This window comes from Streptomyces sp. NPDC046349 (genome assembly GCF_055587885.1).
Map to the genome: position 1 here is coordinate 60,183 of NZ_JBVJFK010000009.1, position 24,380 is coordinate 84,562.

Below are 24,380 nucleotides of genomic sequence, written 5' to 3' on the forward strand. Positions count from 1 at the left end.
CCGTCCTCCTGCTGCTGGTACCGGTCCCGCACGGTCGCACAGCCGTCCGAAGGGTGACAAGGCGTGACCGGTCCGGGGACCGGCCCGGTTGCACGGGCATGCGAATCCTGCGTATCCACCACACTGTGCCCGTCCTTCTGCTGGCGGGCATCTCGTGCGTCGCCGGTCCGGCCCACGCCGCGGGGCCGGATTTCCAGTACGTCGGCCAGGACGACCGGGTCCACGGGCTCACCGCGCCGCGGGGCTGTGCGGCCGCGGAGGGCGGCGGCGGCCGTGCGGTCACCAACGCGACCCGCGGCTCGGCGACCCTGTACCAGGGGCCCCGCTGCACGGGCCGGGTCGTCGGGGTGCTGCGCCCCGGGGAGATCACTCAGGTCCGGCCCCCTTTCGCCTCCGTCGCCTTTCCCGTCACCGGGTAGGCGCAGGGGCCGTGACCCCTCGGCTCTCCTCGCGTTGTATGCCATGTCAAATGCCACAGATTCTGTGGCGCCCCATATCTCACGAGGAGATCTTGATGTCGCGTATCGCGAAGGCATTCGCCATCACCGCTGTCACCGGTAGCGCCGTGGTCGCCGGTGCGGGTCTGGCTGTCGCCGATGCCGGAGCGCACGGTGCGGCGGTCGGCTCCCCCGGTGTCCTGTCGGGCAACCTGCTCCAGGTCCCGGTGCACGTCCCGGTCAACGTCTGCGGCAACACCGTGAACGTGATCGGCCTGCTCAACCCCGCGTTCGGCAACACCTGCGTCAACGCGTCGGGCGGCGGCGACCACCACACCGAGGGTGCCGGCTACGGCCACTGATCGCCTGCTCGACCGAAGGGCCCCCACCGCGGCGCGGCGGGGGCCCTTCCCGTGTGCCCTGCTGCCCTGCCCCCCCCGCCGCTCACCGCGCCCTCGCGGGCGGGTCATTCGTAGCGGTACAGACCCTGGTGGTCGAGCACCTCGCGCGGGGTGACGTCCCAGGGAGGCATCGGCTCGTCAAGGGCGATCACCCGGCCGCGCTGGAGGTCACCGAGGGCCAGGGGCGCCGCGGGCAGGTAGCCGGAGCGGGGGTGCTTGCGCTGCCAGCGGTCCCAGACGAGGTCGACGAAGGCGTGGTGCAGCCAGAACGCCGGGTCGTTGGGCGCCGTACCCCCTGTCATGTGGCCGCCGATCCACTGGTGGACCTTGTTGTGGTTGCGCCACCGCTCGCTCCTGGGGGCCGCCCAGCCCTCCAGCTTGTTGCGGAACCCGCCCGCCGTGGCGGTGGAGTCCCACGGCGAGACGTCGTAGACCGGGTCGTCGATCGCCCACTGGAGTTCGGCCGGGGTGGGCAGGGCGATCGGATTCTGCGGCCTGCCCAGGTTGCGGGTGAGGAACGCGGACTCCGTGATGCCCACGGTCACCGTCCAGTTGCCCCTGTCGTAGGCGAACGGCCCGGTCATCACCTTGCGGTCGGTCGAGCGGCCGGTGCCGCCGAGGAAGTCGTCCGCCCAGAGCGAGGAGACCGGGCTGGTGTCGGTGGTCCAGTCCCAGTACGGGACGGAGACGCGCGGGTCGATCTGCTGCAACTGCTTCTCGAACTCCAGCAGATAGAGCCGGTGCCACGGGAAGAAGGACGGCGACATGTGCCCGACGCGCAGCTTGCGGTCGCGGTCGGGCACGAAGTACTTGTCATGGGTGCGCACCAGGGCGTCGTAGGCGCCGCTGCGCTTCAGCTCCAGTACGGCCGCGGTGAACCGCTTCTTCTGGGCGCTGGTGAGGTTCTTCTGGTTCTGCCGGACGTGCAACGCGTGCATCCTCCCGTTCCCGTGGGTCTGTCAGCCGTGGTGCGGAGCAGCGAACGCCAGCTGGGTCGTGCCCAGTTCGTCGACGGCGGCCCGGGCCAGTTCCAGTGGGGTCGGATAGGACTGGAAGTGGTTGATGCCGCTCAGGTAGCTGCCGTCGGCCCGGCGCATGACGTGCAGCGGGCGGCCGTCGATGCGGACCCCGGCGGCGTCCACGGCGATGTGCCGGCCGCGGTACGTCTCCTCCTCGGCCAGCGGCGCCGGGGTGAGGGTCTGCCGGGGCCGGCGGGCGCGCAGCACCGGGGCCAGGGCCGCGCCCGTACCGGCCAGCACGGCCGCGGTGAACGCCGCGCGCAGCAGCGCGCGTCGGGTCAGGGGTGCGGCGGCTGCTGCGGACATGCGGTCTCCCTCGATCGGTGGCCGGCGGCTACGGGTCTAACGCCGCGCGGCGGGCGAGGTCACCGGTGGGCGCCGCGGAGCTGCTTGTAGAAGAGGGTCGTCGGGTGCAGCCGGCCCGCCGGGTCGGTGGCGTAGTCGGGGATGGTGCCGGCCTCCGTCCAGCCCGCGGAGCGGTAGACGTGCTCCGCGCCGCTGCCGGTCTCGGTGTCCAGGAACAGCAGCAGCACCCCGGCGCGGACGGCCTCGGTCTCGGCGTGCGCGAGGAGGGCGCGGGCGGTGCCGCGGCCCCGGGCGGCCGGGTGGACCATGAGCTTGCGCAGCTCGGCGCGGTGGCGGCCGTTGGGCTTGGATTCGCGGTACCAGCTGACGGTGCCGTCGATGGGGCCGTCGGCACCGGTGCGGGATACCCACACGGCGAGGGAGCCGTCCTCGACGGCGGGCAGCAGGGAGTCCCACCAGGCGGCGGCGGCCGTGTGGTCGAGGCCCTCGAGGAAGCCGAGCGAGGAGCCGTCGCGGACCACGGCGTGCAGGAGGGCTGCGAGTTCGTCACGGTGGGTGCGCAGCGCGGTCGCGGACAGCGCTGCGATGACGGCGGTCATGCGGTGAGCATAGGGATCGGTCGGGGACGTGCCGCAGGCGGGGCAGGTGCAGGTCGCGGACGATCGCGGCCATCCGCAGCGCGAGGACCGGGCCGGGGACGGGGATGTCGACGGTGGCCGGGACGCCGGTCGTGGGACGCCGGTCGCGTGCAGGCCGAGGTGGGCTCGGCCGAAGGCGCACCACGCCGGCTCCCGGCGGCCGGGGCGGCCCTGTCAGCGCCCTTGCCCCTGCGTTTCGCCCCGCACCCGGTCGACCACGTCGCGCACGGCGTCCGCCACGGCGCGGGGCTGCTCCACGGCGATCCCGTGTCCGCTGTGGGTGTCGGTCACGTGCCGGGCGTGCAGTTCGGCGGCGAGCCGTTTCTGAGCGGCCGACCGCCGGAGCCGTTGCCGTCTTGCGGTACGGCGCGACGGCAGGCACCGGGCCGGCCGACCGCCGGAGACCCCAGGGCCTTCTTCCGGAACCTGCGGGGTCGTGGCGCCCGGCACCGCACCGCACCCGGCCGCGTGGTCGTCGGCCGCCGACGCTCCGCGGGGACCTCCTCCTCCGCCGTGCGATCCGCGCCGCACGCCGCACCCTGATCCGGCCTGATCCGAGAGAAGGCCCCTAAGGCGCCGGGAGTTCCGCGAAGTCGGCGACCAGGCCGCGGTGGTGACCGGCCGTGCCGAGGGCGAGGGAGTCGGCCTTGGCCCGCTTGAGGTAGAGGTGGGCCGGGTGTTCCCACGTCATGCCGATGCCTCCGTGGAGCTGGACGCATTCCTCGGCGGCGCGGACGGCCACCCCCGAGCAGTGGGCCTGGGCGACGGCGACGGCGAGGGGCGTGTCGGGGGCTCCGGTGGCGAGGGCGTCGGCGGCGGCCCTGGCCGCCGCCCGGGCGGAGGCCACGTCCAGCCAGAGCCTCGCCAGGCGGTGCTTGAGGGCCTGGAAGGAGCCGACGGGTCGGTTGAACTGGTAGCGGCCCTTGACGTGTCCCACGGTCTCGGTCAGGCACCACTCGGCCAGCCCGACCTGTTCGGAGGCGAGCAGTCCCGCCGCGGAGAGCAGCGCTCCGGCGACGGCCGCCCGGGCCGTGGCCGGGTCGGCGAGGCGGACGCCGGGGGCCGCCTCCAGGGTGACGGTGGCGAGCGGGCGGGTCAGGTCCAGGGGTACGAGCGGGGTGACGCGGGCTTCCCCTGCGCGAACCGCGTACAGCCCGGTGTCGGCCAGGACGAGCAGTACGTCGGCGGCCACCGCGTCCGCCACGGCAGTGACCGTGCCGGTCAGGGTCCCCCCGCCGAAGTCGCGTACGGGCGCCGGCAGGCGGGCGCCGGGGGGCGAGGGTCAGCGGCACGGCCGGGGCGCAGACGGTGCGGCCCGAGGCGAGTTCCGCCAGCAGCGTGGTGGCTTCGGCTGTGTCGCAGGCGAGCAGGATCTCCGTGGCGAGCACGGCGCTCGTGAGGTACGGGACGGGCGCCACGGCCCGGCCCAGCTCCTCCATCACCACGGCGGCCTCGCGGTGCCCCGCGCCCTGTCCCCCGAGCTTCTCGGGTACGAGGAGCCCCGCCGTGCCGATCTCGACGGCGAGGGTGCGCCACAGGTCCGGGTCGTGCGGCAGGGCCGTCTCGGCCCGGGCGAGTACAGCCGTGGCGTCGCACCGGTCGGCGAGGAGCGAGCGTACGGCGGCGCGCAGTTCCTCCTCGGCCTGGGAGTAGAGGAGGTCGGCCGGGGCCGCGGGCGCTGCGGCCGGTGCCGGTGCGGTCATCGGGACAGGTCCTTCCACGCGAGGTCCTTGTCGTCGCGCGGCTCGGTCGGCAGGCCGAGGACGCGTTCGGCGACGATGTTGAGGAGGATTTCGCTCGTGCCGCCCTCGATGCTGTTGCCCTTGGCGCGCAGGTAGCGGTAGCCGGCGTCGCGGCCGGTGAAGTCGACCAGTTCGGGGCGGCGCATGGTCCAGTCCTGGTACAGGAGGCCTTCCTCGCCGAGGAGTTCGACCTCCAGACCGCTGATCTCCTGGTTGAGCCGGGCGAAGGTCAGCTTCATGCCGGAGCCTTCGGGGCCCGGCTGGCCGGCGGCGAGCTGCTGGCGCAGCCGCTCGCCGGTGAGGCGGGCGACCTCGGCCTCGACCCACAGTTCCAGCAGCCGCTGGTGGAGGGCGTGGGTGCGCAGTTCGGGGCGTTCGCGCCAGGCCGCGGCGACGGGGGCGATCATGCCGCCCTCGCGGGCGATGCGCATACCGCCGATGGAGACGCGCTCGTTCATCAGGGTGGTGCGGGCGACCGCCCAGCCCTCGCCGACGGCGCCGAGGCGGTGGGTGTCGGGGATGCGGACGCCGGTGAGGAAGACCTCGTTGAACTCGGCCTCGCCGGTGATCTGGCGCAGTGGCCGGACCTCGACGCCGGGGTCGCGCATGTCGCAGAGGAAGTAGGTGATGCCCTGGTGCTTGGGCAGGGTCGGGTCGGTGCGGGCGACGAGGATGCCCCAGCGGGCGTTGTGGGCGCTGGACGTCCAGACCTTCTGGCCGTCGACCGTCCACTCGCCGGCGGCCTCGTCGAGGACGGCGCGGGTGGCGAGCGCGGCGAGGTCGGATCCGGCGCCGGGCTCGCTGAAGAGCTGGCACCAGACCTCCTCGCCCACCCACAGGGGGCGCAGGAAGCGCCGCTTCTGCTCTTCGGTGCCGTACGCGAGGATCGTGGGCGCGGCCATGCCGAGGCCGATACCGATCCGGCGCGGGTCGTTGTCGGGGGCGCCGGCGGCCTCCAGTTCGGCGTCGACGGCGGCTTGGAGGGAACGGGGCGCGCCGAGTCCGCCGAGGCCCTCGGGGTAGTGCACCCAGGCGAGTCCGGCATCGAAGCGGGCGCGGAGGAAGTCGTCGCGGGGTGTGGACGCGGGCGGATGCCCGGCGAGCAGGTCCCGGACCCGTGTGAGCAGTTGGTCGGCGGTGATCGCTGTCATCGGGCCGCACCCGGCTCTCGGGGCACGGCCAGGACCACCCGGCCGGTGGTGGTGCCGTCGGCGAGGCGCTGCACGGCGTCGGCGACGCCCGGGAGTGCGACGAGCTCGCTGATCAGGGGCTTGACTGCGCCTTCGGCGGCGAGGCGGGTGAGTTCGGTGTGGCAGGCGAGGATCGCGGCCGGGTCCTTGGCCGCGTAGAGGCCCCAGTGCAGGCCGAGGATCGCATAATTCTTGATGAGGGCGTGGTTGAGGGCGGGGGCGGGGATGTCGCCGCTCGCGAAGCCGACCACGACGATCCGGCCCTCGAAGGCCACACACTTGGCGGAGGCGGTGTACGAGTCGCCGCCGACGGGGTCGTAGACCACGTCGGCGCCGCGTCCGCCGGTGAACTCCTTGACCCGGGCGACGACGTCCTCGCTCGTACGGTCGATCACCAGATCGCAGCCGAGCTCCTCGGCGGTACGCACCTTGGCCTTGCCTCCGACGACCCCGATGACGGTGGCTCCGGCGGCCTTGCCGAGCTGGACTGCCGCGCTTCCGACCCCGCCTGCGGCAGCGTGCACGAGCAGGGTCTCGCCCGGCTGGAGGCGCGCCCGGCGGTGCAGACCGAACCAGCCGGTCTGGTAGCCGATGTGCAGGGCTGCGGCCTCGGCGTCGTCGAGGCTCTCGGGGGCCGGGAGCAGGGCCCGCTCGGACGCGATCACGTACTCGGCGAAGCCGCCGTGGGGCAGGCTCGGGGTGGCGATGACGCGCCGGCCGTCGTCGGTGAGGCCGCAGATCTCGACACCGGGGGTGAAGGGCAGCGGCGGGCGGATCTGGTACTGGCCGCGGACGAGCAGCGCGTCGGGGAAGTTGAGGTTCGCCGCGAGCACCCGCAGCCGCACCTCGCCCTCGCCCGGGAGCGGTTGGGGAATCTCCTCGAGGCGCAGGGCCTCTCGGGGCTCTCCGGGGGTATGTACTCGCCATGCCTGCATCCGGGGCCTCCAGCCGCCGTCGAGGAATCACGTTCCGCGCGCATACTAAGCGGTCGCTTGCCCCTCTGTGAACCGTCGGCCGACAGGAAGGCCCTCCGATCCGGTACCGACACGCGCCATTCAGGCCACATCCGCCTCAAGATCAGGCAACATGTGGCGTGCACGTGTCATGACTCAACGGGGAACAGCACCTGTCCAGGGGGGACCACCACATGAGAAGAAGCCTGCCCGCAGCTGCAGCCGCCGTCGTTCTGGCCGGCCTGGTCAGCGCGGCCGGCCCGGCCGCCGCGTCGACCGACGCTCAATGCGCGCCGAAGATCCAGGTCTCGGCTCGATCGGGGACGAGTCGTACGTGCGCGACATGCAGCAGAGCCAGGGCGTCTTCGACTTCGGAGCGGGCGACCTCGCGGTCGGCGTCTCGGGCCACAGGCCCGTGTACTGGACCGGCACCGCGGTGCACCGGGTCCCGCTCACCGACCCGAACGCGTCGGGCCGGGTGATCGCCGTCAACGCGCACGGACTGATGGTGGGCGTCCTCCACGATTCCGCCGGCGCCTCCCTGTTCACCTATCAGGTGGGCGCCGCGGCGATCACCCGGCTGCCGGACGGCTACGGCCACGACCTCGAGGCCGACGTCAACGACGCCGGGTACGTGGTGTCCCGCGCCGACAGCGGGCCCGGGACCGTCTGGAAGGACGGCCGGAAGGTCCGTGAACTGCCCGTCCCGGCCGAAGCCGGCCCGGGGACCCGGATCACGATGGTCACCGGCATCAACAACCGGGGCGACATCCTCGGCATGGCGACGCAGGACTACGAGGTCCCCGAGACCGGCGCGCACCTGGAGGGCACCCACCCGGTGCTGTGGCCGGGGGACGGCAGCGCCGCCCGGCTGCTGGATCCCACGATGAACGACAGCTACGTCCAGGACCTCGACGAGAGCGGCCGGATCGTCGGCTACGACTGGGCGGGTCCGTGGCACGAGTACCGGACGTGGGTCTGGGAGCCCCCGGTCGGCGGCCCCGGCACCACCCCCGGGGGGCTGGCCTCGCACCCGTACGCCACGTTGGAGGCGATCAGCCCGACCACGAACGTCAGCGTCGGCACCGCCAAGTTCCACCCGGACGAGATGGCCCTGCCGGACCAGGCGCTGCTGCGGGCCGGTTCCGGCCCGGTCAAGGCCCTGCCGCGGCTGGCCGCGGGCGGGGCGAGCATGGCCGACGCGGTGTCCGACGCCGACCGGGTCGGCGGAGCGGCCGTGAACGCGAAGGGCAGGCTCAAGCCCGTGATCTGGACCTGCGCCACCAAGCAGGCGTACAACCCGGGCAGCTAGTTCCGTATCTTCCGGATCAGGATCTTTCGGATCAGGCCGGATCGGGGAGCGGGTCCGGTGCCGTGCACCGCGTGGCGGAGGAGGAAGCCCGTGCGGAGCATCGGCGACGGACGAGCAACGCGGCGGGGCGCGGTGCGGTGCGGTGCCGGGCGTCGCGAGCCCGGCAAGGCCTGTAAGGGGGCCCTGGGGCGCGGGCCTCCCGGGGATGGTGATCTGAGCGTCCGCGCGCTATCGATGGGCGGATGGAGAACCCTCAGCGCGGCCTGCCCGCGCCACCGCCCCTCGGTGCCGCCGCCCTGCCCCCCGGTACCTACGGGGGGCAGGTGGTCCTCGTGACCGGCGGCGGCACCGGTCTGGGCAAGGCCGTGGCGGCCGAGTTCGCACGGCTCGGCGCCGACCTGCTGATCGCGGGCCGGCGTCCCGAGCAGCTCAAGGCGGCGCAGGACGAGCTGGCCGCCGTACCGGGTGCGGGCCGGGTGACCGCCGCCGTCTGCGACATCCGCGACCCCGAGCGGGTCGCGGAGGTCTTCGACGCGGCGCAGGCGGCGCTCGGGTTGCCGGACGTACTGGTGAACAACGCGGCCGCCAATTTCCCCTCCCCGGCGGAGGACCTCTCCCCGAACGCCTGGCGGGCGGTCGTGGACATCACCCTGACCGGCACGTGGTTCATGACCCGCGAGTTCGGCTGCCGCCACCTCGCGGCGGGCACCCCCGGGTCGATCGTCAACATCGGCGCCTCGTACGCCTGGACGGGCGGGCCGGGCTTCGCCCACAGCGCCGCCGCCAAGGCGGGGGTGAAGAACCTCGTGGAGACCCTCGCCGTGGAGTGGGGGCCGTACGGCATCCAGATCAACGGGCTCGTCCCGGGCCTGTTCCCGCACGCCGACATGACGGCGGACATCCGCGGCGGGCTGGAGCGCGGCGCCCCCGGCCCCAAGGACGCCCGGCAGCCGGCGTTGCGGGTCGGGGTGCCGCGCGAACTGGGCTGGGCGGCGACGTTCCTGGCCTCGCCGTACGCCAGGTTCGTCACCGGGCACACCCTGGTCGTCGACGGGGCCAACTGGCAGCGCCGGACGGTGGTCAGCCCCGAGGTGGTCCCGGTACGCGAGCAGCTGGGACGCGGCCCCTTCGCCGCCGGGCCGGGCGAGCCCCACCCGGCCGTCCCGCCGTCGCCCGGCATCCCCGGGACCCCGCGCCCGGGAGACTGAGCTGCCCCAGTCGGGCCGCGCGCCCGGGAACGCTGAGAGTGCGTCGGCGAACCGGTCCGGGACCTCCGGGTCCGGTCAGTGGGCCGTGGCCGCAACAGCGTCCTCGCCGACGCCCGGGATCGCGGACACCAGCCGGGCGGTCGCGGCCGTCCGGCCGGAAGAGTCCAGGGCCCCGTCGGCGGCGAGCGCGGGGACCACGGGGGTCGGCGGCGCGGTCGGCGTACGGGGCACCGGCACCCGGTGGTCGGGCTCCCCGGGCCACGCTTGCCGCTCCTGGGCGCGTCGAGGCCGTTCCCTACCGCGTGCACCGGCGCTCGTCGCCGGTCCGGCTCCCCGAGGCCGGTGGCGGCGCCATCGCCGCGGCCCTGTCCGACGACGGCGACGTGGGCCGGCGGCCTCCTGCGGTCAGCCCCCGGTGAAGCGGGGTGGCCGGCCGTCGGCCTGGGCGCCGTATCCCTCGCGGGCGTCGTCCGAGGCCAGCGTGAGGGCCGCGGTCATCGCCACCCGGTCGAGGGCAGCGGGGAGGGCCGCGTCGGCGTAGGCGTCGATTGCGCGCTTGATGCCCTGCACCGCGAGGGGGGCGTTGGCGGCGATCTCCTCCGCCAGGGCGCGGGAGGAAGTCGCCAACGCATCAGCCTCCACGACGAGTTGGACGAGGTTGAGCCGCTCGGCGGTCGCCGCGTCGATGCGGCGGCCCGTCAGCGCCAGCAGCTTCGCCCAGCCCGCGCCCGCCTCGCGGGCGATGCGCAGGTCGCCGCCCGCGTCGACCGCGACGCCCAGCCGGGCCTCGGGCAGGGCGAAGACGGCGTCCCGCGCCGCCACCCGGATGTCGGCCATCAGGGCCAGCTCGAAGCCGAAGCCGAGGCAGTAGCCCTGGACGGCGGCCACCACCGGCTGCGGAAGCCGGGCGAGGACCGCGAACCGCTCGTGGGCCCAGCGGATGCCCTCGCAGTAGTTGCGGGTGCGTTCGGAGGCGGACCCGCCGGTGATGCCGCCGCCCGGGGCCGTCACGTCGATGCCCGCGCAGAACGCCCGGCCCTCCGCCCGCAGCAGCACGGCCCGCACCGAGGGGTCGAAGCGGATCCGGTCAGCGAGCAGGCCGAGCTGCCGGCTGGACTCCCAGCTCCAGCCGTTGAGTTTGTCCGGGCGGCAGAGGGTGAGGACCGCCACGCCGTCCGCGACCTCCAGGCGGACCCGCTCCTCGCCCTCCGCGATCTCCGTGGAGATGGTGTCGATCACCTTGTCCCGCACCCCCGGCCCCGACGAATGCCCATCATTTGACGGTCCGTCAGAGTACGGGTGGAGGGTCAGCGGGGGAAGACCTCGAACGCGACCGCCGGGCGGCCGCCGAACCGCGCCGCCACCCCCTCGGCGTTGCCGGTGAGGAACGTACGGACGTATTCCTCGGGGTCCTGGCCCGTCAGCGCCTCGATGTAGGCCTTGTGCTCCATCAGGGAGAGCACCGACCGCTCCAGGCCCGGACCGGCGTCGGCCGCGTGCGTGGGCGTGCTGGTCCCGGCCACCGCCACCCAGCGGACCCCGTTCCACGGCTCCAGGCCCTGTTCGGAGATGAGCTCCGGGAAGATCCACCGGTTGCCCGCGTCGGCGGCGGCGTCCAGGGTGGCCCTGCCGACGGCCTTGTGATCGGGGGTGTTCCAGTAGCCGCCGCCCTGCTCCCCGCCCCACGTGTCACGGTGGTTGAGGGTGATGACCAGTTCGGGGCGGTGCCGGCGGATGGCCGCCGCGATGTCCCGGCGCAGGCCGAGTCCGTACTCGACGACCCCGTCGCGGTGGTCCAGGAACTCCACCGCGGACACCCCGACCACGGCGGCGCTCGCGCGCTGCTCCGCTTCGCGCAGCGGGGCGCAGTCGGCGGGGGCGAGGGAGTCGATGCCCGCCTCGCCGCGGGTGGCCAGGAGGTATACCACCTCCCGCCCGCCGTCCGTCCAGTCCGCGATGGCGGCCGCGCACCCGTACTCCAGGTCGTCCGGGTGGGCGACGACGGCGAGGGCGCGCTGCCAGTCGGTGGGCATGGGCTCCAAGGGGGCCTGCTGATCACGTGGTTCGGTCATGCGTCGCACAATAGGCGAACGGACCGTCACGGGCCGGGACGTACGGGCCACCGCTGACGCCTGCATGCCGCGCAGCCGGGCGGCGAGCGCGACCGTTGTCGGCGAGGGCGCGGACCGGCCCCCGGGCCGCCCCCTCGCCGCCGGCGCGGCGGGCGTCGGCGTCCTCGCACGTCACACCTCGACGTGCGCGCCGGTCACACCGCGTCGTTCACGAGGGCCAGCAGCCGGTCCAGTACGCGGGGGCCGCCCGCGCGCAGGCCGTCGTGCTCGAACTCGTCCGTCACCCAGGTCCGCAGCCCCCGGATGGCGCGGGCCGTGCGCAGCGAGTCCTCCACGTCCACGTACATGTCGTCGTGGTAGACCGCGGCAGCCACCGGCACCTCGTTGGCCGCCAGCCGCTCCGGGTCGTAGAGCGGCTGCCAGCCCGTACGGGCGGCCAGCAGATCGGCGGTCTCGCGCAGCGGGGAGAGGGCCGGGTCGGTGGTGAAGTGCCAGGGGTGGATGGTCTCGCCGGTGAAGAGCACGGGCTCGTCGCCCGTGAGCGCCTTGCGGGCGTCGAAGCGGGGGTGCTCCGCCCGGACGCGCTCGGCGGCCCAGGCCGTGGGCGCGGCCGGGTCCTGGGCGTAGATCGCCTCGTGGACCAGGGCGTAGAGGGGGTGTCCGGCGAAGGAGAGGAGGCCGCGGGCGCTTTCCAGGAAGGCGTCGGAGAGGGCCGGCCCGGCGGGGGTCGGGACAAAGGCGTCCTCCAGCAGGTAGTGGAGCTGGTGGCTGCCGTCGCCGCCGCCGAGGAGGATGCCGAGGGACTGGAAGGCCTCGACCGTCAGGACGTGGCCGCCGGGGAGCTCGGCCGGCTGGTCCGCGAGATGGGCGGCGATCCGGCGGGCCCGCTCGACGTCCATGGGGTAACGGGCGTAGTGGGCCGCGTTCTTGCGCTCGATGCGCGGGTAGGCGGCCCGGTAGACCTCGTCGGCGGTGGCGGTCAGCGCCGGCAGGCCGCCGGTGATCAGGGCGGCGGTGAGGCCCTCGGGCGCGCTGGAGAGGTACCGGACCGTGCAGAACCCGCCGAAGCTCTGGCCCAGTACGGTCCAGGGCGCGCCGCCGGTGAGACCGGGGCGGATCGCTTCGGCGTCGCGCACGATGGAGTCGGCGCGGAAGTGGGCGAGGTGGTCGGCCTGCCGGGCAGGAGTGCCGCGCAGGGGCAGCGTCTGCCGGTTCAGGGGGGTGGAACGGCCGGTGCCGCGCTGGTCCAGGAGCAGCACCCGGTAGTCCTGGAGGGCCCGCTCCAGCCAGGCCTGCCGGCCGACGAAGCGGCGGGCGCCGAAGCCCGGCCCGCCCTCCAGGTACAGCAGCCAGGGCAGGCTCTCCGGGTCCTTGCCGGTGGCGACCACTTCCCGGCCGTACAGCTCGATCCGCTCCCCGTCCGGGCGCGCGTGGTCCAGCGGGACGGAGAACCGGTGGTCGGTGAGGACCGTGCCGGGCTGGCGGTAGCTGTGGACGATGGTCACGGACGGCCCCCAGGGGTAGGTACGGAGGTACGCGGCCCGGCCGGGTCGGGCACGGGCGCGCGGCGGTCCGCCCGAGTCTAGTGTCCGGGGCGCACAGGGCTGCGGGGCCTTACCGCGGACGGCCTTCCGTGCGGCCGCGGCGGACCGGGTCGCACGGAAGGCGGTGGTGGGGCCGTCGGGCCGGCCGCAGCTGCTTCAGAACTCGACGACCGAGCGGAGCACTTCGCCGCGCTCCATCCGGGCGAAGGCCTCCTCGACGCCGTCGAGCGGGATGGTCTCGGAGACGAACGCGTCCAGGTCGAGCCGGCCCTGCAGGTAGAGGTCGATCAGCAGGGGGAAGTCCCGCTCGGGCAGGCAGTCGCCGTACCAGGAGGACTTCAGGGCGCCGCCGCGGCCGAAGACGTCCAGGAGCGGGAGCTCGAGCTTCATCTCCGGGGTCGGCACGCCGACCAGAACCACGGTCCCGGCGAGGTCGCGTGCGTAGAAGGCCTGCTGGTAGGTCTCCGGACGGCCCACGGCGTCGATGACGACGTCGGCGCCGTTGCCGCCGGTCAGGGCCTGGACGGCCTTGACGACGTCCTCGGTGCGGCCGTTGACGGTGTGCGTGGCGCCGAGGCCGCGGGCCCATTCCAGCTTCCGGTCGTCCAGGTCGACCGCGATGATCCGCGAGGCGCCCGCCAGCCTGGCGCCCGCCACGGCGGCGTTGCCCACTCCCCCGCAGCCGATGACGGCGACGGAGTCGCCCCGTCCGACGTTCCCGGTGTTGAGGGCGGCGCCGAGGCCGGCCATCACGCCGCAGCCGAGCAGTCCGGCCGCGGCCGGGGAGGCGGCCGGGTCCACCTTGGTGCACTGGCCGGCGGCGACCAGGGTCTTCTCGGCGAAGGCTCCGATCCCGAGCGCCGGGGAGAGGGGGGTGCCGTCCTCCAGCGTCATGGGCTGGGTGGCGTTGTGCGTGGCGAAGCAGTACCAGGGGCGCCCGCGCCTGCAGGCCCGACAGGTGCCGCAGACCGCACGCCAGTTGAGGACGACGAAGTCGCCGGGTGCGACGGAGGTGACGTCCGGCCCGACGGACTCGACGATTCCGGCGGCCTCGTGGCCGAGCAGGAAGGGGAACTCGTCGTTGATCCCGCCTTCTCGGTAGTGCAGGTCGGTGTGGCAGACCCCGCAGGCCTGCACCCGGACGAGCGCCTCGCCCGGGCCCGGGTCGGGCACGAGGATCGTCGTCGTCTCCACCGGTGCGCCCTTGCTCCGGGCGATGACCCCTCGTACGCGATGCGTCACGTCGTACCCCGTTCTGATCGGTTCGGTCTGGATCAACGAACGTACACGGACGGCACCCGGTAAGGGAGTTGTGTCACGCTTCGGCGCGCGACCCGGCCAGATCCGGTGGTACGGCGGCGCGAAGGGCCGCGCCGAAGGCGGCCACCGCCGGGTGGGTGCCGGCTCCGCTGCGGAAGGCCAGGCGGGTACGCCGTTGCATCACCAGCCGGGTGAGGTGCACGGCCGGGTCGGGGGGACCGGCCACCCCGAGCTGGGGTACGACGGCCACGCCCTGGCCGGCGGCGACCAGCGCGAGCACGGTGGCGAACTCGTCCACCTGGTGGCGCACGCGGGGCGTGAAGCCGGCCGCCTGGCAGGCCCGCACGGTCATGGTGTGGCAGAGGGTGCCCGGTGTGGCGGTGATCCAGGGCGATCGGGCGTGTGCGCGCAGGACCGCGCCCTGGTCGGGCGCCGGGGGCGGCTGCGGGAGGTCCCCGGCGGGTGGACGGCCGGCTTCCGCCCCGGCCGGCCCCCTCGCCCCGGGTGTCCCGGGCCTCTCGGCCGCCCGGGGCGTTCCCCCCGTGGGCTCCGCCAGGTACATCGCCTCGCCGTAGAGGGGCTCGGTGGTCAGGCCCGGCTCGCGCTCGGCGGGTACGAAGTCGTACGAGTGGACCAGGGCGACGTCCAGGTCCCCGGCCCGAAGGGCGTGGGCGACCCCCGCCGGATCGGTCTCGCAGACCATCGGCTCCAGAGCCGGGTGGCGGCGGGCGAGGGCCACCAGGGCCGCGGGGACGATGGCGCGCGTGGCCGTGGGGAAGGCGCCGATCCGCAGGGCTCCGGCGAGGCCCCCGCGGGCCTCGGCCAGGTCGGCGTCCGCCTGCTCCAGCAGTTCCAGGACGGCCTCGGCGTGCCGGACCAGGTTCTGCCCGGCCGGGGTGAGCCGGACCCGCCGCCCGGTGCGCTCCAGCAGGGGCAGTCCGGCCTCCCGCTCCAGCACGCCGAGCTGCTGGGACACCGCCGAAGGGCTGAAGGAGAGGGCCTCGGCCACGGCGGCGATCGTGCCGCGGCGGGCGAGTTCACGCAGCAGGCGCAGGCGCCGGACATCGAGCATCGGCTCAGCTTACGTGTTGCCCAAGAAACGTGAACTGGATTCGGCGCTGGGGGCGGGCCAGGCTCATGGGCATGGCACAGGACACGACACAGAACACCGCGGAGGACCTCGCGGGGGGAACCTCCGGGGGCATCGCGCGGACGGTCCCGCTCCACGGGATCCACGTACCGCTCGTCACGCCGTTCACGCACACCGGAGGGATCGCCGCCGAGGCCCTGGAGGCGCTCGCCCACGAAGTGCTCGAGGCGGGCGCCACCGGGATCGTCGCCCTCGGCACCACCGGGGAGGCGGCCTGCCTCGACGAGCCGGAGCGCGACCTCGTCACCGGCGTGTGCGCCCGGGTCTGCCGGGAGCGCGGCGCGATGCTGACCGTCGGTGCGGGGGCGGTCGGCACCCGGGCCGCGGAGGCCTCGCTGGCCGGGCTGGCCCGCTGGCCGCAGGCGGGGGCGGCGCTCGTCACCGTCCCGTCGTTCGTACGGCCCTCGGCGGCGGGGGTGTTGGCACACTTCGGACGGCTGGCCGAGGTGAGCCCCGTACCGCTGGTCGTCTACCACATCCCGCACCGCACGGGTCAGCCGCTGGACGCCGCCGCGCTGCGGACCCTCGCGTCGCTCCCCGGGGTCGCCGGAGTGAAGTACTCCACCGGCAGCGTCGACCAGGACGCGGTGGAGCTGCTCGGCGACCGGCCCGCCGGATTCCACGTGCTGGCCGGGGACGACGTGTACGTGTCGCCGATGCTCGCCATGGGCGCGTCGGGCGCGGTCCTCGCCTCGGCCCACCTGGCGACGGAGCGGTTCGCGGAACTCGCCGCGGCCTGGCGGGCGGGGGACGCGGTGCGCGCCCGGGCACTGGGGCACGCCTTGGCGGGGCTGTCGGCGGCGGCCTTCGCCGAACCCAATCCGGCCGTCGTCAAGGGCGTGCTCCACGCCCAGGGCCGCATCCCGGCCGCCGACGTCCGGCTCCCCCTGCTCCCGGCCTCGGAGGGGGCGGTGGCGGCCGTCCTGGAGCGGTTGGCGGCACTCGAGGAACGCCTCCCCGCGCAGCACCCGGGGGAAATGAACGCCTGAGGGGGAAATAGGCGCCGGAAAGCATCCCTCCTGGGCGATTTGACCCCTACGCGCGAGTCGCCCGAATGAGCCCGTCAGGGACCGGACTTGCCCCTAATGCCCCCGGAGCCCCGACCCCGTGATGTCAGTCACGCGGGACACGTCAACATCATTTCCCGCAAGAGGCCGATTCCCTTTTCCCGGAAAGGGAATCGGCCTTTTCGCCGGGATGTCCACAAGGTCATTTCCGGGGCGGATTGCGGGATGTCGATCTATGGGTGGAATTCAGGGCTTGTTCCCGCCCGGCGGGCTCACCTACGGTCACCTCACTCCAGGTGACGGGCGGCCGAATACGGCCCCGCCACCCGGGTCTCCCGTCCCCCCACGTGAGGAATTCCGCCATGCCTGCAAAGGGCAAGCACCGCCGGCCGAAGCAGAACCCGATCACCCGCAAGCTGGCCCTCGCAGGCACAGGCGGCGCGGCTCTCACGCTGCCGCTGATCAGCGCGACCACCGCGGGAGCGGTGGGCACGAGCGCGCCGGCGGCAGTGGCCACCGTCACCGCCGCCACCGCCGTGAACGTGGCGGCGGCCCCTCCCGCCACGTATTCCGTGGTCGTCGGCGACACCCTTTCGGAGATCGCCGCGGACCACTCCGTCAGTGGCGGATGGAAGCAGCTCTACGAGGCGAACCGTGCGGTGGTCGGTGACAACCCGTCCGTCATCCGCCCCGGCATCAAACTGACCATCGGTGCCCAGGCGAAGGCGGCGGCGGCCGCCAAGTCCGCGGCGAAGACCGCCGCCAAGCCGGCTTCCTCCTACCCGAACAATCTCGACGGGTGGATCCGCGAGTCCCTCGCCGTGATGGCCAAGCACGGTATTCCCGGAAGCTACAACGGAATTCACCGCAACGTGATGCGGGAGTCCTCGGGCAACCCCAAGGCGATCAACCTGTGGGACATCAACGCCCGGAACGGAATCCCCTCGAAGGGCCTGCTCCAGGTCATCGACCCGACCTTCAAGGCCTACCACGTGCCCGGCACTTCGCTGGACTCGTACGACCCGGTCGCCAACATCACCGCGGCATGCAACTACGCGGCCGCCCGCTACGGCTCCATCGACAACGTCAACGGCGCCTACTAGCGGGTGCGGCGCGGCCTCGGCCGCCCGACGCGGCGCGCACGAGGATCCGCAGGGGCGCGGTGAGGCCGTAGCCGACGTCGCGGCGCAGGGCGCCGGCGCCGGCCCGCTCCACGGCGGTCAGCTGGTGCGCCATGAGGTCCGCCATGGTGGCGACGACGGGGCGCAGGCCGGGCTCGGCGAGGTCGAGGATGCCGTGGGTGGCGTCGAGGGCCGCGCGGGCGCGCCGGGCCTCGGCGGCGAGGAGGGCCCGTACGGCAGGGGTGTCACGGGCCCCCTCCAGGTCGGCCCGGGTCACGGAGTGCTCGTCGAGGCGGGCGCGCGGGAGGCAGAGCCTGCCGTCGGCGAGGTCGCCGTGGAGGTCGGCGAGGAAGTCGACGCGCTGGGCCGCGTCGACGAACCGGCGCCAGCCGGCGGCCTGTTCGGGATCCGGGCCGCCCTGGTACTGCAGGCCGGTGAAGACCAGCACACCGGGCCAGGCGTAGGCGTCGAGGTAGGCCTGGAAGTCCGCCTCGTCGGCGAAGCCGTCGAAGGCGGCCTCCGCCGAGGCGGCGCCCGCGAGGAAGCGGGACACCCAGTGCTCGGGCAGGCCCCGGGAGTCCACGGCGTGGGCGTAGGCCAGCAGTACGGGATGGGGGCTGTCCCCGGACTCCAGGGCGGCCTCGACGCGCTCGGTCAACGCGGCGAGGCCGGCGGCACGTTGCTGCGGGGTGCCGGTCTCGGCCCCGTCGTCGACGAGGTTCATGAAGGCGAGACCGGCGGCGAGGGCCGGCACCAGGGGCGGCGCTGCGAGCAGTCGCAGCGCCAGGTACGGCGCGGGTTCGCGGCGGAGCACCCGGCGGGCGGCCTGCGTGTAGTCGTCCCGCAGCCGGGTGCCGGATATCCCGGCCGCAGTGAGGGTGGTGCGCCAGCTGGGCACGGGGGTCGCGCTCCTCGAGGTCGGCGTGGGCGGATGGGGGGCGCGGGTTCGGGGCGCGCCCCCGGTCGGTGTCGTGCGGCCCGGTGCGGGGCCGCGCCGGGTCAGGTGGCGGTGACCTTCCTGAGGCTGCCGTCGGTCTTCCACAGGACGTAGCCGCCGCGGCCGTACTCGTCGCTGAGGTAGGTACGGATCGACGGGACCTGGTCCATCATCCACGGGTCGATGATCACGTGGCGCGAGGTCGGCTTCTCGACCTTCAGGTCCTTCTTGGACTGCTCCAGCATGCCGGGCAGGGCGTCCCAGTTGACCGTGGCCATGTCGATCAGCGGCTCCCCCTCCTCGACCGTGCCGTCCGGCCCCGTGCGGGAGGCCGCGCCGTCCCGGTACTGCCAGGAGTCGACGGTCTCGGCGCCCGCGGCGGTGGGGATGGAGGCGAGGATGTACCCGTCGTAGAGCGTCATGTCGACGAAGGTGGTCGTCCCCGTCTCCTTCTTGAACGCCTCCAGCGCGGTGCGGACGTTCTCCGGCGTCATCATGCTGCCCCGGGGAGCGTCCGCCTTCTGCGCGCTGGCCTTGGGGGCGGGGGCCGATGCGGTGTCCCGCCCGGGAGGCGTGGCGGAGGTGGCGACGGCCGGGCGGGTCGCTGCGCCGCCCTTCGCCTCGTCGTCGCCGGAGTTCCCGTCGGGCAGCAGCTGCACGATGCCGACGACGCCGGCCGCCAGGACCACGGTGATCGCGGCGCCGATCAGGGCCGGGCGCCTGCGCGGGGCGCCGCCCACCGGGACGGGCGTGGTCGCGGCGGCGTACGGGGAGCCGCCGGCGCCGTAGGGCGGCGGGGTGTGCGGGGGCGGCGGGGTGTGCGGGGTGCTGTTCGGCGCGTAGGGACCGAACTGCCCGTACGGGGCCGGCACCACCGGGGAGGCGACGGGCGGTGGGGTGGCGGCGGGACCGGTGCCCGCGCCGGATCCGAGAGCGGCGCCAGCGTCCCGGAGCAGTTGTTCCAGCTGTGCTCCGTCGGGGCGCGCGGCCGGGTCCCGCACGAGGAGCCGCTCCAGTACGGGCCCCAGCGGGCCGGAGCGCACCGGCGCGGGGATCGGCTCGTCGAGCACGGCGACGACCGTGGCCAGGCTGGTGGCCCGGCGCAGCGGGTTGGTCCCCTCGGCGGCCACGTACAGGAGCATGCCGAGCGACCACAGGTCGGAGGCGGCCAGCCCTTCCTCCCCGCGGACCCGCTCGGGTGCGATGTACTCCGGGGAGCCGATCAGCACACCGGTCGCGGTGAGGCCGGTGGAGTCGTGCAGCGCCGCGATGCCGAAGTCGGTCAGCACGGCCGACCCGTCGGGGCGCAGCAGCACGTTGGCGGGCTTCACGTCACGGTGGAGGATCCCCTCGGCGTGTGCGGCGCGCAGTGCGGACAGCACGTCGAGGCCGAGCCGTACGACCTCGGCGGGCGGCATCGGGCCGGACTCCAGGCGGTCGTGCAGGGAGCCTCCCCGGACCATCTCCATGACGATCCACGGGTGCCCGTCCGTGCCCTGCGCGGGCTCGACGATGTGGTGGATGGTCACGACATGGGGGTGGGCGAGACGGGCGAGGGCGCGGGCCTCGCGGACGGCGCGTTCGCGCATCTGGTCAGCGAGGCCGGGCTGGGCGGCGGCGGTCGCCGGGTCCGGCGGGCGCACCTCCTTGAGCGCCACCTCGCGGTGCAGGGCGATGTCGCGCGCCCGCCAAACGGTACCCATGCCGCCGCTGCCCAGGGGCGCGACCAATTCGAAGCGCCCGTCGATCAGCTGTCTGCCGGCCTCACTCGTGTCCATGGCGGATCATCGTAGGCGGCGCCGCCGTCAGCAGCGCCGCCGGTCCACCGTGACCGTGCCCTGGGCGGTGGCCACCGCGCGGTCGTAACATCCGCCGGGCGCCTGGGACCCGTACAGCCGGTGGCGGGCGGAGGTGGTGGCGACCGCATGGCGCTGGTCGCGGGGGACGTTCGCGGTGTAGGTGGCGTCGCCGGTGTACCGGTCGTCGAGCCGGGAGGCGTCGACGGTCCGGCCGGCGCGCACGGTGACGGTGTCCGCGCGATCGCCCAGGGTCAGGACCGTGCGCAGGCGGTCGCCGGCTCCGAGGGTGGTCTCGCCGTCCATCGTGTAGGTGCGGTCGGTCCGGGTGGTCGTCGGCCCGTGCGTCACGCGCTCCTCGTCGTTCCAGGCCGCGGTCAGCGCGTCGCGGCTCCCGCCCTCGGTCCAGCGGTGGGCGGAGGTGTGGTGCACGGAGCGGGTGACGGTGGTGGCCAACCGGCCGCGGGAGGTGTCCAGGTACCCGGCGACGGTCAGCCGGTGGTCGCCCTCGGTGTCCACCCGGTGCTGGCCGGGACCGGCCGGCGTCCAGCGGGAGCGCACCGACGGGGCGCTCTCCTCGTGCCGGGTCAGGGCGCCGGTGACGACCCGGCGGGCCTCGTCCTGCCACAGCAGCAGGTTGGCGGGGGTGCTCCAGCCGCTCTGTCCGGCCGGCAGCCCGGCGACGGTCACCTCGATGCGGTGCGGGCGGCCGTCGTTGAGGAGGGCGGCGTAGGGCGTGAGGTCGTAGCGGATCGGCTGCACGTCGAAGGCCCGCGGGCCGGGGGTGACGTACCAGAGGAAGGGGTTGGACCAGCCTCCGGTCCAGACGGTGGGGAAGGGCGCGGCGATGCCGGCGAGCCGCCCGTCGACCAGGACGCGGACCTCGCGGTGGGGGCCGCCGTCCGCGGTGCAGGAGTACGGGGCTCCGGGGGGTGCGGTCAGGTACCAGTACTCCTCGCAGCCACCGCCGGAGCCCGTGGCGTACACCTCGGCGAGCAGCCGTTCGGTGTTGCGGGGGGTGGTGACGGTCGGGGTGGTGAGGGGCAGGACCCGGTCCGGGGTGTCGGGTGCGGGGGTGCGTCCGTCGGCGGCGTAGAAGGTCAGGGTCACCTCGACGTCGATGACGCCGGTGTAGGTGTCGTTCACGACGTTGCCGATGAGCATCTCGACGGGCTGCGGGCGGGCGAGGGTGTCGCGGTAGCGGGTGACGTCCTTCTCGACGGACCAGGTGATGCCGTCGGGCGAGGGCTGGGGCGTCGAGGTGCGCAGGATCTCCACGCCGCCGAGGGACAGGTGGCCCAGGCGGTCGTACTGGCGGCCCTTGACCTTGCCGTCGAGGCGGAGCACCACCGCGGCCCAGTCGGCCGCGCCGCACCCGGCGGGGGGCGCGTAGTCGCCGCGGTAGGGGGTGAAGTCGCGGAACCGGGCGTGCGCGAGGGTCACCTCGCAGGACCGGGTGGCGGGCCGCGCGACGGGCGGTGCCGCGGTGAGGGGGTCGTGCCAGTCGGTGCCGAACTCGGCGGGCGGCGGGTCGGCCCGGGTCAGGCCGTGCGCGGGTCCCGCGGCCGCCAGGGTGCCGGCGGTCAGCGCGAGCGCGCCGAGCAGGCCCCTGATCCTGTGTCGTCTCATGGACCGGCAGTGAAACCCGGTGCGCAGGGCGGCGGCCAGGGCCGCGGGCCGGACCTGGCCGGTTCTCGTCGTCAGCCGCGCAGGAGGACGACGCCGTCGTCGTCCGCGTGGACGGTGTCCCCGGCGCGGAAGGTGACCTCGCCGATGGTGACGGGCTCGTCGACGGCGCCGGCGCCGGTCTTGCCGCTCTTGCGGGGGACGGTGCCCAGGGCCTTCACGCCGAGGTCGAGGGCGCCGAGGGCGACGCTGTCGCGGACCGAGCCGTTGATGATCAGGCCCGCCCAGCCGTTGCGTTCGGCCGCGCCGGCGATCAGGTCTCCGACCAGGGCGGTCCGCGGCGAGCCGGCTCCGTCCACGACGAGGACGGCGCCCTCGCCCGGGGTGTGGAGGAGTTCGCGCAGCAGGGCGTTGTCCTCGTGGCAGCGGACGGTCCGCACGGGGCCGGCGAAGAGCCGGCGGCCGCCGAACTGCCGGAAGCCGGTGGTGCAGACGTCGAGCGCTTCGCCGTGCTCGTCGTACAGGTCGGCTGTGGGGACGGGGGTGATGCTCATGCCGGTACCGGTTCCTCGCTGCTCGGTCTCGTACGTCGCGCCGTGCGGCCACAGTAGTGGGCCCGGCTCGGCCAGCAGGGGGGGGCGGGGGCGGGCAGGCCCGGACAAAGGCCTGAATCCGACGGGCCGATGGGTGCCGCGCCGGCGATCCGGGGCGGGCGAACCGTTTCGCCTGTGCGCAGCGCGGGTCTGCGGGCTCAGACGGGCACTCGTCCCCCTGGTACGGCCAGTTCGCCCGCCGCGGCCGGCACCGGAGACGTCGGGGCGCCCTTCGAGGCGACCGGTGCGCGGGTCAGCAGGACCACGCCCCGCGCCGCGACGAGGGCTCCGGCCCCCGCCAGCAGCAGCCCCGCCGGCCCGCCCTGGAGGCGTTCGCCGAGCAGGACCGCGCCGATGGCGGCCGCGGTGAGCGGATTGGCCAGGTTCACGACGGCGAGCGGGGCACCGAGCCCGCCGCCCCGGTAGGCCCGCTGCGACAGGAGCATCCCGCCGACCGCGAACACCACGACGAGCAGGGCCACGGCGACGACCCGCACACTCAGCAGGGGCCCTCCGCGGCCGCCCGCGACCGCCACGGTCTGGGTCAGCGCGGAGGCCACGGCGGAGGCCAGCCCGGAGGCCGTGGCGTGCCGTAGGCCCGCGCCCGGCTCCCTGACCGCGGTCAGGAGCAGGATGACGGCCGCGGTCGCCCCGGAGACGGCGAGCGCCTCGGCCAGCGTGAGGGTGTCGTCGGGGGCCGGCCCGGAGGCCGGGAGCAGCAGCAGGCCGAGCCCGGCGACGGTGGCGAGGGTGCCGCGCCATTCGGTGGCCGCCACGCGGCGTCCGGCCCGGCGCGCCCCCATCGGGACGGCGGCCACCAGGGTGAGCGCGCCGAGCGGCTGCACCAGGGTGAGGGGGCCGTAGCGCAGTGCCGCCGCGTGCAGCAGGGCCGCGCCGGTGTTCAGCCCGGCCGACCACCACCAGACGCCGGTGCCCAGCAGCGCCCCGGCGCTGCGCGCGGCGCCGGCACGGGCGAGCCGCTCCTGCGCGACGGCGCCGGCAGCGTAGGCCACGGCCGAGGCGAGGCAGAGCCCGACGGCGAGGGTGGTGTCGTTCACCTGCCCGCTCCCACGACCTCGGCGTCGCTCTTGCGGCGCGGCAGTCCGGGTACGGCGCCCTCCGCACCGCCGTCGGTGCCGGTTCCCGGCCCGATGTCCGTACCGGGCTCCGTACCCGTGGGCGTGTGGTCCCGCCCGCTCGTGCGCGGCCGCGGCACCAGTAGCAGGGCGATGCCGAGCAGGGCGGCGGCGACGATCGCGTCGATCCAGTAGTGGTTGGCGGTGCCGACTATGACCAGGAGGGTCACCAGCGGGTGCAGCAGCCACAGCGGCCGCAGGCGCGAGCCCTTCCCGCCGCCGTTGCCGCGGGTCGCGACGATCACGCCGATCGCGAGCATCAGCGCCCAGCCGAAGTGCAGGGAGGGCATCGCGGCGAACTGGTTGGCCAGGGTGTCCGCGTCGGGCGCGGCCCGGTAGACGGTGGGCCCGTAGACCTGGCCGGTGTCGATGAGCCCGGCGGCGGGGAGCATCCGCGGGGGCGCCAGGGGGTAGGCGAGGTGCAGGACGAGCGCGGCTGCGGTGAGCACCGCGAGCACCCGCCGGGTCCACAGGTAGTGCGCGGGGCGGCGGATGTAGAGCCAGACCAGGAAGAGCGCGGTGGCGGGGAAGTGGACGGCCGCGTAGTAGGTGTTCGCGGTGGTCACCAGGGCGTCGCCGTGCAGCAGCAGCCGCTGTACCGCGCCCTCGCCGGGCAGGTGCAGGAGGCGCTCGGCGTCCCAGATCCGGTCCGCGTTGCGGAAGGCCTCGCCGGTGCGGTCGGTCGAGAGCAGCCGGCCCGCCTTGTAGACGGTGAAGAAGCCCGCGACGAGCAGCAGCTCGCGTATGAGGCGCCGACGGGCTGCTCTCGGGCCGGCTTCCGGCCCGGCAGGCGTGGTGTGGGCGGTCATCCCCCGGTCTCTCTTTCCTGTTGCGCGCACAGCGAAACGCCAGTGTATCGATACATTGGCGTATCGATACGCTGGTGTACCGATACGGTCGCGTTCCCGTACACTTCACAGCGGAACCCACCA

At 74.5% G+C, this 24,380-nt stretch carries 23 protein-coding genes and 1 pseudogene; 6 read left to right on the top strand and 18 right to left on the bottom strand.

Annotation, left to right across the window (positions count from 1 at the left end):
* Positions 1-125 precede the first annotated feature (125 nt).
* Positions 126-419: a hypothetical protein gene (locus ACZ6JS_RS21670; protein ID WP_469300038.1), complete on the top strand. Its 294-nt coding sequence runs from the start codon at positions 126-128 to the stop codon at positions 417-419.
* A 95-nt stretch (positions 420-514) separates the two neighbouring features.
* A complete protein-coding gene (locus tag ACZ6JS_RS21675) occupies positions 515-799 on the top strand; it encodes a chaplin (RefSeq protein ID WP_030959631.1) in 285 nt (94 codons plus the stop codon).
* Between the two features lie 104 nt (positions 800-903).
* Here ACZ6JS_RS21675 and ACZ6JS_RS21680 read toward each other — a convergent pair whose 3' ends face one another.
* From ACZ6JS_RS21680 to ACZ6JS_RS21705, 6 genes and pseudogenes are all read right to left on the bottom strand, one after another.
* Entirely contained in the window at positions 904-1,767 is an 864-nt protein-coding gene (locus tag ACZ6JS_RS21680; protein WP_469300529.1) for a tyrosinase family protein, read from the bottom strand.
* A 30-nt stretch (positions 1,768-1,797) separates the two neighbouring features.
* The gene (locus ACZ6JS_RS21685) at positions 1,798-2,163 is read right to left on the bottom strand and encodes a tyrosinase family oxidase copper chaperone (protein ID WP_060178416.1); all 366 of its coding nucleotides are present in this window, start codon (positions 2,161-2,163) and stop codon (positions 1,798-1,800) included.
* A gap of 59 nt (positions 2,164-2,222) precedes the next feature.
* Positions 2,223-2,762, bottom strand: a complete 540-nt coding sequence (locus ACZ6JS_RS21690; RefSeq protein ID WP_469300040.1) for a GNAT family N-acetyltransferase — start codon at positions 2,760-2,762, stop codon at positions 2,223-2,225.
* A 607-nt stretch (positions 2,763-3,369) separates the two neighbouring features.
* Positions 3,370-4,504: pseudogene (locus tag ACZ6JS_RS21695) on the bottom strand (acyl-CoA dehydrogenase family protein).
* Entirely contained in the window at positions 4,501-5,694 is a 1,194-nt protein-coding gene (locus tag ACZ6JS_RS21700; protein WP_469300042.1) for an acyl-CoA dehydrogenase family protein, read from the bottom strand. The pseudogene ACZ6JS_RS21695 and the gene ACZ6JS_RS21700 overlap by 4 nt, the downstream one beginning before the upstream one ends.
* Positions 5,691-6,668 carry an NADPH:quinone oxidoreductase family protein gene (locus ACZ6JS_RS21705; protein ID WP_469300044.1) on the bottom strand — a complete coding sequence of 326 codons (978 nt, stop codon included), beginning with the start codon at positions 6,666-6,668 and terminating at the stop codon, positions 5,691-5,693. The genes ACZ6JS_RS21700 and ACZ6JS_RS21705 overlap by 4 nt, the downstream gene beginning before the upstream one ends.
* Positions 6,669-6,972: 304 nt before the next feature.
* Here ACZ6JS_RS21705 and ACZ6JS_RS21710 point away from each other — a divergent pair, with 304 nt between their 5' ends.
* Together ACZ6JS_RS21710 and ACZ6JS_RS21715 are read left to right on the top strand one after the other, a co-directional pair.
* Entirely contained in the window at positions 6,973-7,998 is a 1,026-nt protein-coding gene (locus ACZ6JS_RS21710) for a hypothetical protein (RefSeq protein WP_469300046.1), read from the top strand.
* 242 nt (positions 7,999-8,240) lie between these two features.
* Complete coding sequence (locus ACZ6JS_RS21715; RefSeq protein WP_469300048.1) at positions 8,241-9,206, top strand: SDR family oxidoreductase; 966 nt, start codon at positions 8,241-8,243, stop codon at positions 9,204-9,206.
* Between the two features lie 75 nt (positions 9,207-9,281).
* Here the strand turns inward: ACZ6JS_RS21715 and ACZ6JS_RS21720 are convergent, their stop codons facing one another.
* The 6 genes from ACZ6JS_RS21720 to ACZ6JS_RS21745 all read right to left on the bottom strand — a co-directional run bounded on the left by ACZ6JS_RS21720 (position 9,282) and on the right by ACZ6JS_RS21745 (position 15,154).
* Positions 9,282-9,437, bottom strand: coding sequence for a hypothetical protein (locus ACZ6JS_RS21720; protein WP_469300049.1), 156 nt, complete (start codon positions 9,435-9,437; stop codon positions 9,282-9,284).
* Positions 9,438-9,611: 174 nt separating this feature from the next.
* Positions 9,612-10,445, bottom strand: a complete 834-nt coding sequence (locus ACZ6JS_RS21725) for an enoyl-CoA hydratase/isomerase family protein (RefSeq protein ID WP_469300051.1) — start codon at positions 10,443-10,445, stop codon at positions 9,612-9,614.
* 68 nt (positions 10,446-10,513) lie between these two features.
* Positions 10,514-11,278 carry a PIG-L deacetylase family protein gene (locus ACZ6JS_RS21730; protein WP_469300053.1) on the bottom strand — a complete coding sequence of 255 codons (765 nt, stop codon included), beginning with the start codon at positions 11,276-11,278 and terminating at the stop codon, positions 10,514-10,516.
* 194 nt (positions 11,279-11,472) lie between these two features.
* Entirely contained in the window at positions 11,473-12,777 is a 1,305-nt protein-coding gene (locus ACZ6JS_RS21735; RefSeq protein WP_469300531.1) for an alpha/beta fold hydrolase, read from the bottom strand.
* Positions 12,778-12,978: 201 nt separating this feature from the next.
* Positions 12,979-14,064: an S-(hydroxymethyl)mycothiol dehydrogenase gene (locus tag ACZ6JS_RS21740; protein ID WP_136228152.1), complete on the bottom strand. Its 1,086-nt coding sequence runs from the start codon at positions 14,062-14,064 to the stop codon at positions 12,979-12,981.
* A 73-nt stretch (positions 14,065-14,137) separates the two neighbouring features.
* Complete coding sequence (locus ACZ6JS_RS21745; RefSeq protein WP_469300055.1) at positions 14,138-15,154, bottom strand: LysR family transcriptional regulator; 1,017 nt, start codon at positions 15,152-15,154, stop codon at positions 14,138-14,140.
* A 71-nt stretch (positions 15,155-15,225) separates the two neighbouring features.
* Between ACZ6JS_RS21745 and ACZ6JS_RS21750 the strand changes: the two genes are divergently transcribed.
* Together ACZ6JS_RS21750 and ACZ6JS_RS21755 are read left to right on the top strand one after the other, a co-directional pair.
* On the top strand, positions 15,226-16,221 hold the full coding sequence (locus ACZ6JS_RS21750; RefSeq protein ID WP_469300057.1) for a dihydrodipicolinate synthase family protein: 996 nt from the start codon (positions 15,226-15,228) through the stop codon (positions 16,219-16,221).
* A gap of 380 nt (positions 16,222-16,601) precedes the next feature.
* The gene (locus ACZ6JS_RS21755) at positions 16,602-17,342 is read left to right on the top strand and encodes a transglycosylase SLT domain-containing protein (RefSeq protein WP_469300058.1); all 741 of its coding nucleotides are present in this window, start codon (positions 16,602-16,604) and stop codon (positions 17,340-17,342) included.
* On the opposite strand, the gene ACZ6JS_RS21760 is transcribed toward ACZ6JS_RS21755, so the two are convergent.
* The 6 genes from ACZ6JS_RS21760 to ACZ6JS_RS21785 form a co-directional block, all read right to left on the bottom strand.
* Complete coding sequence (locus ACZ6JS_RS21760) at positions 17,326-18,258, bottom strand: squalene/phytoene synthase family protein (RefSeq protein WP_469300060.1); 933 nt, start codon at positions 18,256-18,258, stop codon at positions 17,326-17,328. The genes ACZ6JS_RS21755 and ACZ6JS_RS21760 overlap by 17 nt on opposite strands.
* Positions 18,259-18,359: 101 nt before the next feature.
* A complete protein-coding gene (locus tag ACZ6JS_RS21765; protein ID WP_469300061.1) occupies positions 18,360-20,075 on the bottom strand; it encodes a serine/threonine-protein kinase in 1,716 nt (571 codons plus the stop codon).
* 27 nt (positions 20,076-20,102) lie between these two features.
* Entirely contained in the window at positions 20,103-21,722 is a 1,620-nt protein-coding gene (locus tag ACZ6JS_RS21770; protein ID WP_469300062.1) for a peptide-N4-asparagine amidase, read from the bottom strand.
* Between the two features lie 71 nt (positions 21,723-21,793).
* Positions 21,794-22,273 (bottom strand): ribonuclease E activity regulator RraA, encoded by a 480-nt coding sequence (gene rraA / locus ACZ6JS_RS21775; RefSeq protein ID WP_469300063.1) that lies wholly within the window; start codon positions 22,271-22,273, stop codon positions 21,794-21,796.
* Positions 22,274-22,470: 197 nt separating this feature from the next.
* Positions 22,471-23,370, bottom strand: coding sequence for a DMT family transporter (locus ACZ6JS_RS21780; protein WP_469300065.1), 900 nt, complete (start codon positions 23,368-23,370; stop codon positions 22,471-22,473).
* Entirely contained in the window at positions 23,367-24,257 is an 891-nt protein-coding gene (locus tag ACZ6JS_RS21785; protein ID WP_469300067.1) for a phosphatase PAP2 family protein, read from the bottom strand. The genes ACZ6JS_RS21780 and ACZ6JS_RS21785 overlap by 4 nt, the downstream gene beginning before the upstream one ends.
* Positions 24,258-24,380 lie beyond the last annotated feature (123 nt).

What these genes read in the sequence shown, in the direction of transcription:
- ACZ6JS_RS21730 (WP_469300053.1), bottom strand. Translation starts at nt 11,278, where the DNA reads ATGACCGAACCACGTGATCAGCAGGCCCCCTTGGAGCCCATGCCCACC.
- ACZ6JS_RS21715 (WP_469300048.1), top strand. Translation starts at nt 8,241, where the DNA reads ATGGAGAACCCTCAGCGCGGCCTGCCCGCGCCACCGCCCCTCGGTGCC.
- ACZ6JS_RS21785 (WP_469300067.1), bottom strand. Translation starts at nt 24,257, where the DNA reads ATGACCGCCCACACCACGCCTGCCGGGCCGGAAGCCGGCCCGAGAGCA.
- ACZ6JS_RS21700 (WP_469300042.1), bottom strand. Translation starts at nt 5,694, where the DNA reads ATGACAGCGATCACCGCCGACCAACTGCTCACACGGGTCCGGGACCTG.
- ACZ6JS_RS21690 (WP_469300040.1), bottom strand. Translation starts at nt 2,762, where the DNA reads ATGACCGCCGTCATCGCAGCGCTGTCCGCGACCGCGCTGCGCACCCAC.
- ACZ6JS_RS21705 (WP_469300044.1), bottom strand. Translation starts at nt 6,668, where the DNA reads ATGCAGGCATGGCGAGTACATACCCCCGGAGAGCCCCGAGAGGCCCTG.
- ACZ6JS_RS21755 (WP_469300058.1), top strand. Translation starts at nt 16,602, where the DNA reads ATGCCTGCAAAGGGCAAGCACCGCCGGCCGAAGCAGAACCCGATCACC.
- ACZ6JS_RS21750 (WP_469300057.1), top strand. Translation starts at nt 15,226, where the DNA reads ATGGCACAGGACACGACACAGAACACCGCGGAGGACCTCGCGGGGGGA.
- ACZ6JS_RS21675 (WP_030959631.1), top strand. Translation starts at nt 515, where the DNA reads ATGTCGCGTATCGCGAAGGCATTCGCCATCACCGCTGTCACCGGTAGC.
- ACZ6JS_RS21710 (WP_469300046.1), top strand. Translation starts at nt 6,973, where the DNA reads ATGCGCGCCGAAGATCCAGGTCTCGGCTCGATCGGGGACGAGTCGTAC.
- ACZ6JS_RS21765 (WP_469300061.1), bottom strand. Translation starts at nt 20,075, where the DNA reads ATGGACACGAGTGAGGCCGGCAGACAGCTGATCGACGGGCGCTTCGAA.
- rraA (WP_469300063.1), bottom strand. Translation starts at nt 22,273, where the DNA reads ATGAGCATCACCCCCGTCCCCACAGCCGACCTGTACGACGAGCACGGC.
- ACZ6JS_RS21685 (WP_060178416.1), bottom strand. Translation starts at nt 2,163, where the DNA reads ATGTCCGCAGCAGCCGCCGCACCCCTGACCCGACGCGCGCTGCTGCGC.
- ACZ6JS_RS21745 (WP_469300055.1), bottom strand. Translation starts at nt 15,154, where the DNA reads ATGCTCGATGTCCGGCGCCTGCGCCTGCTGCGTGAACTCGCCCGCCGC.
- ACZ6JS_RS21770 (WP_469300062.1), bottom strand. Translation starts at nt 21,722, where the DNA reads ATGAGACGACACAGGATCAGGGGCCTGCTCGGCGCGCTCGCGCTGACC.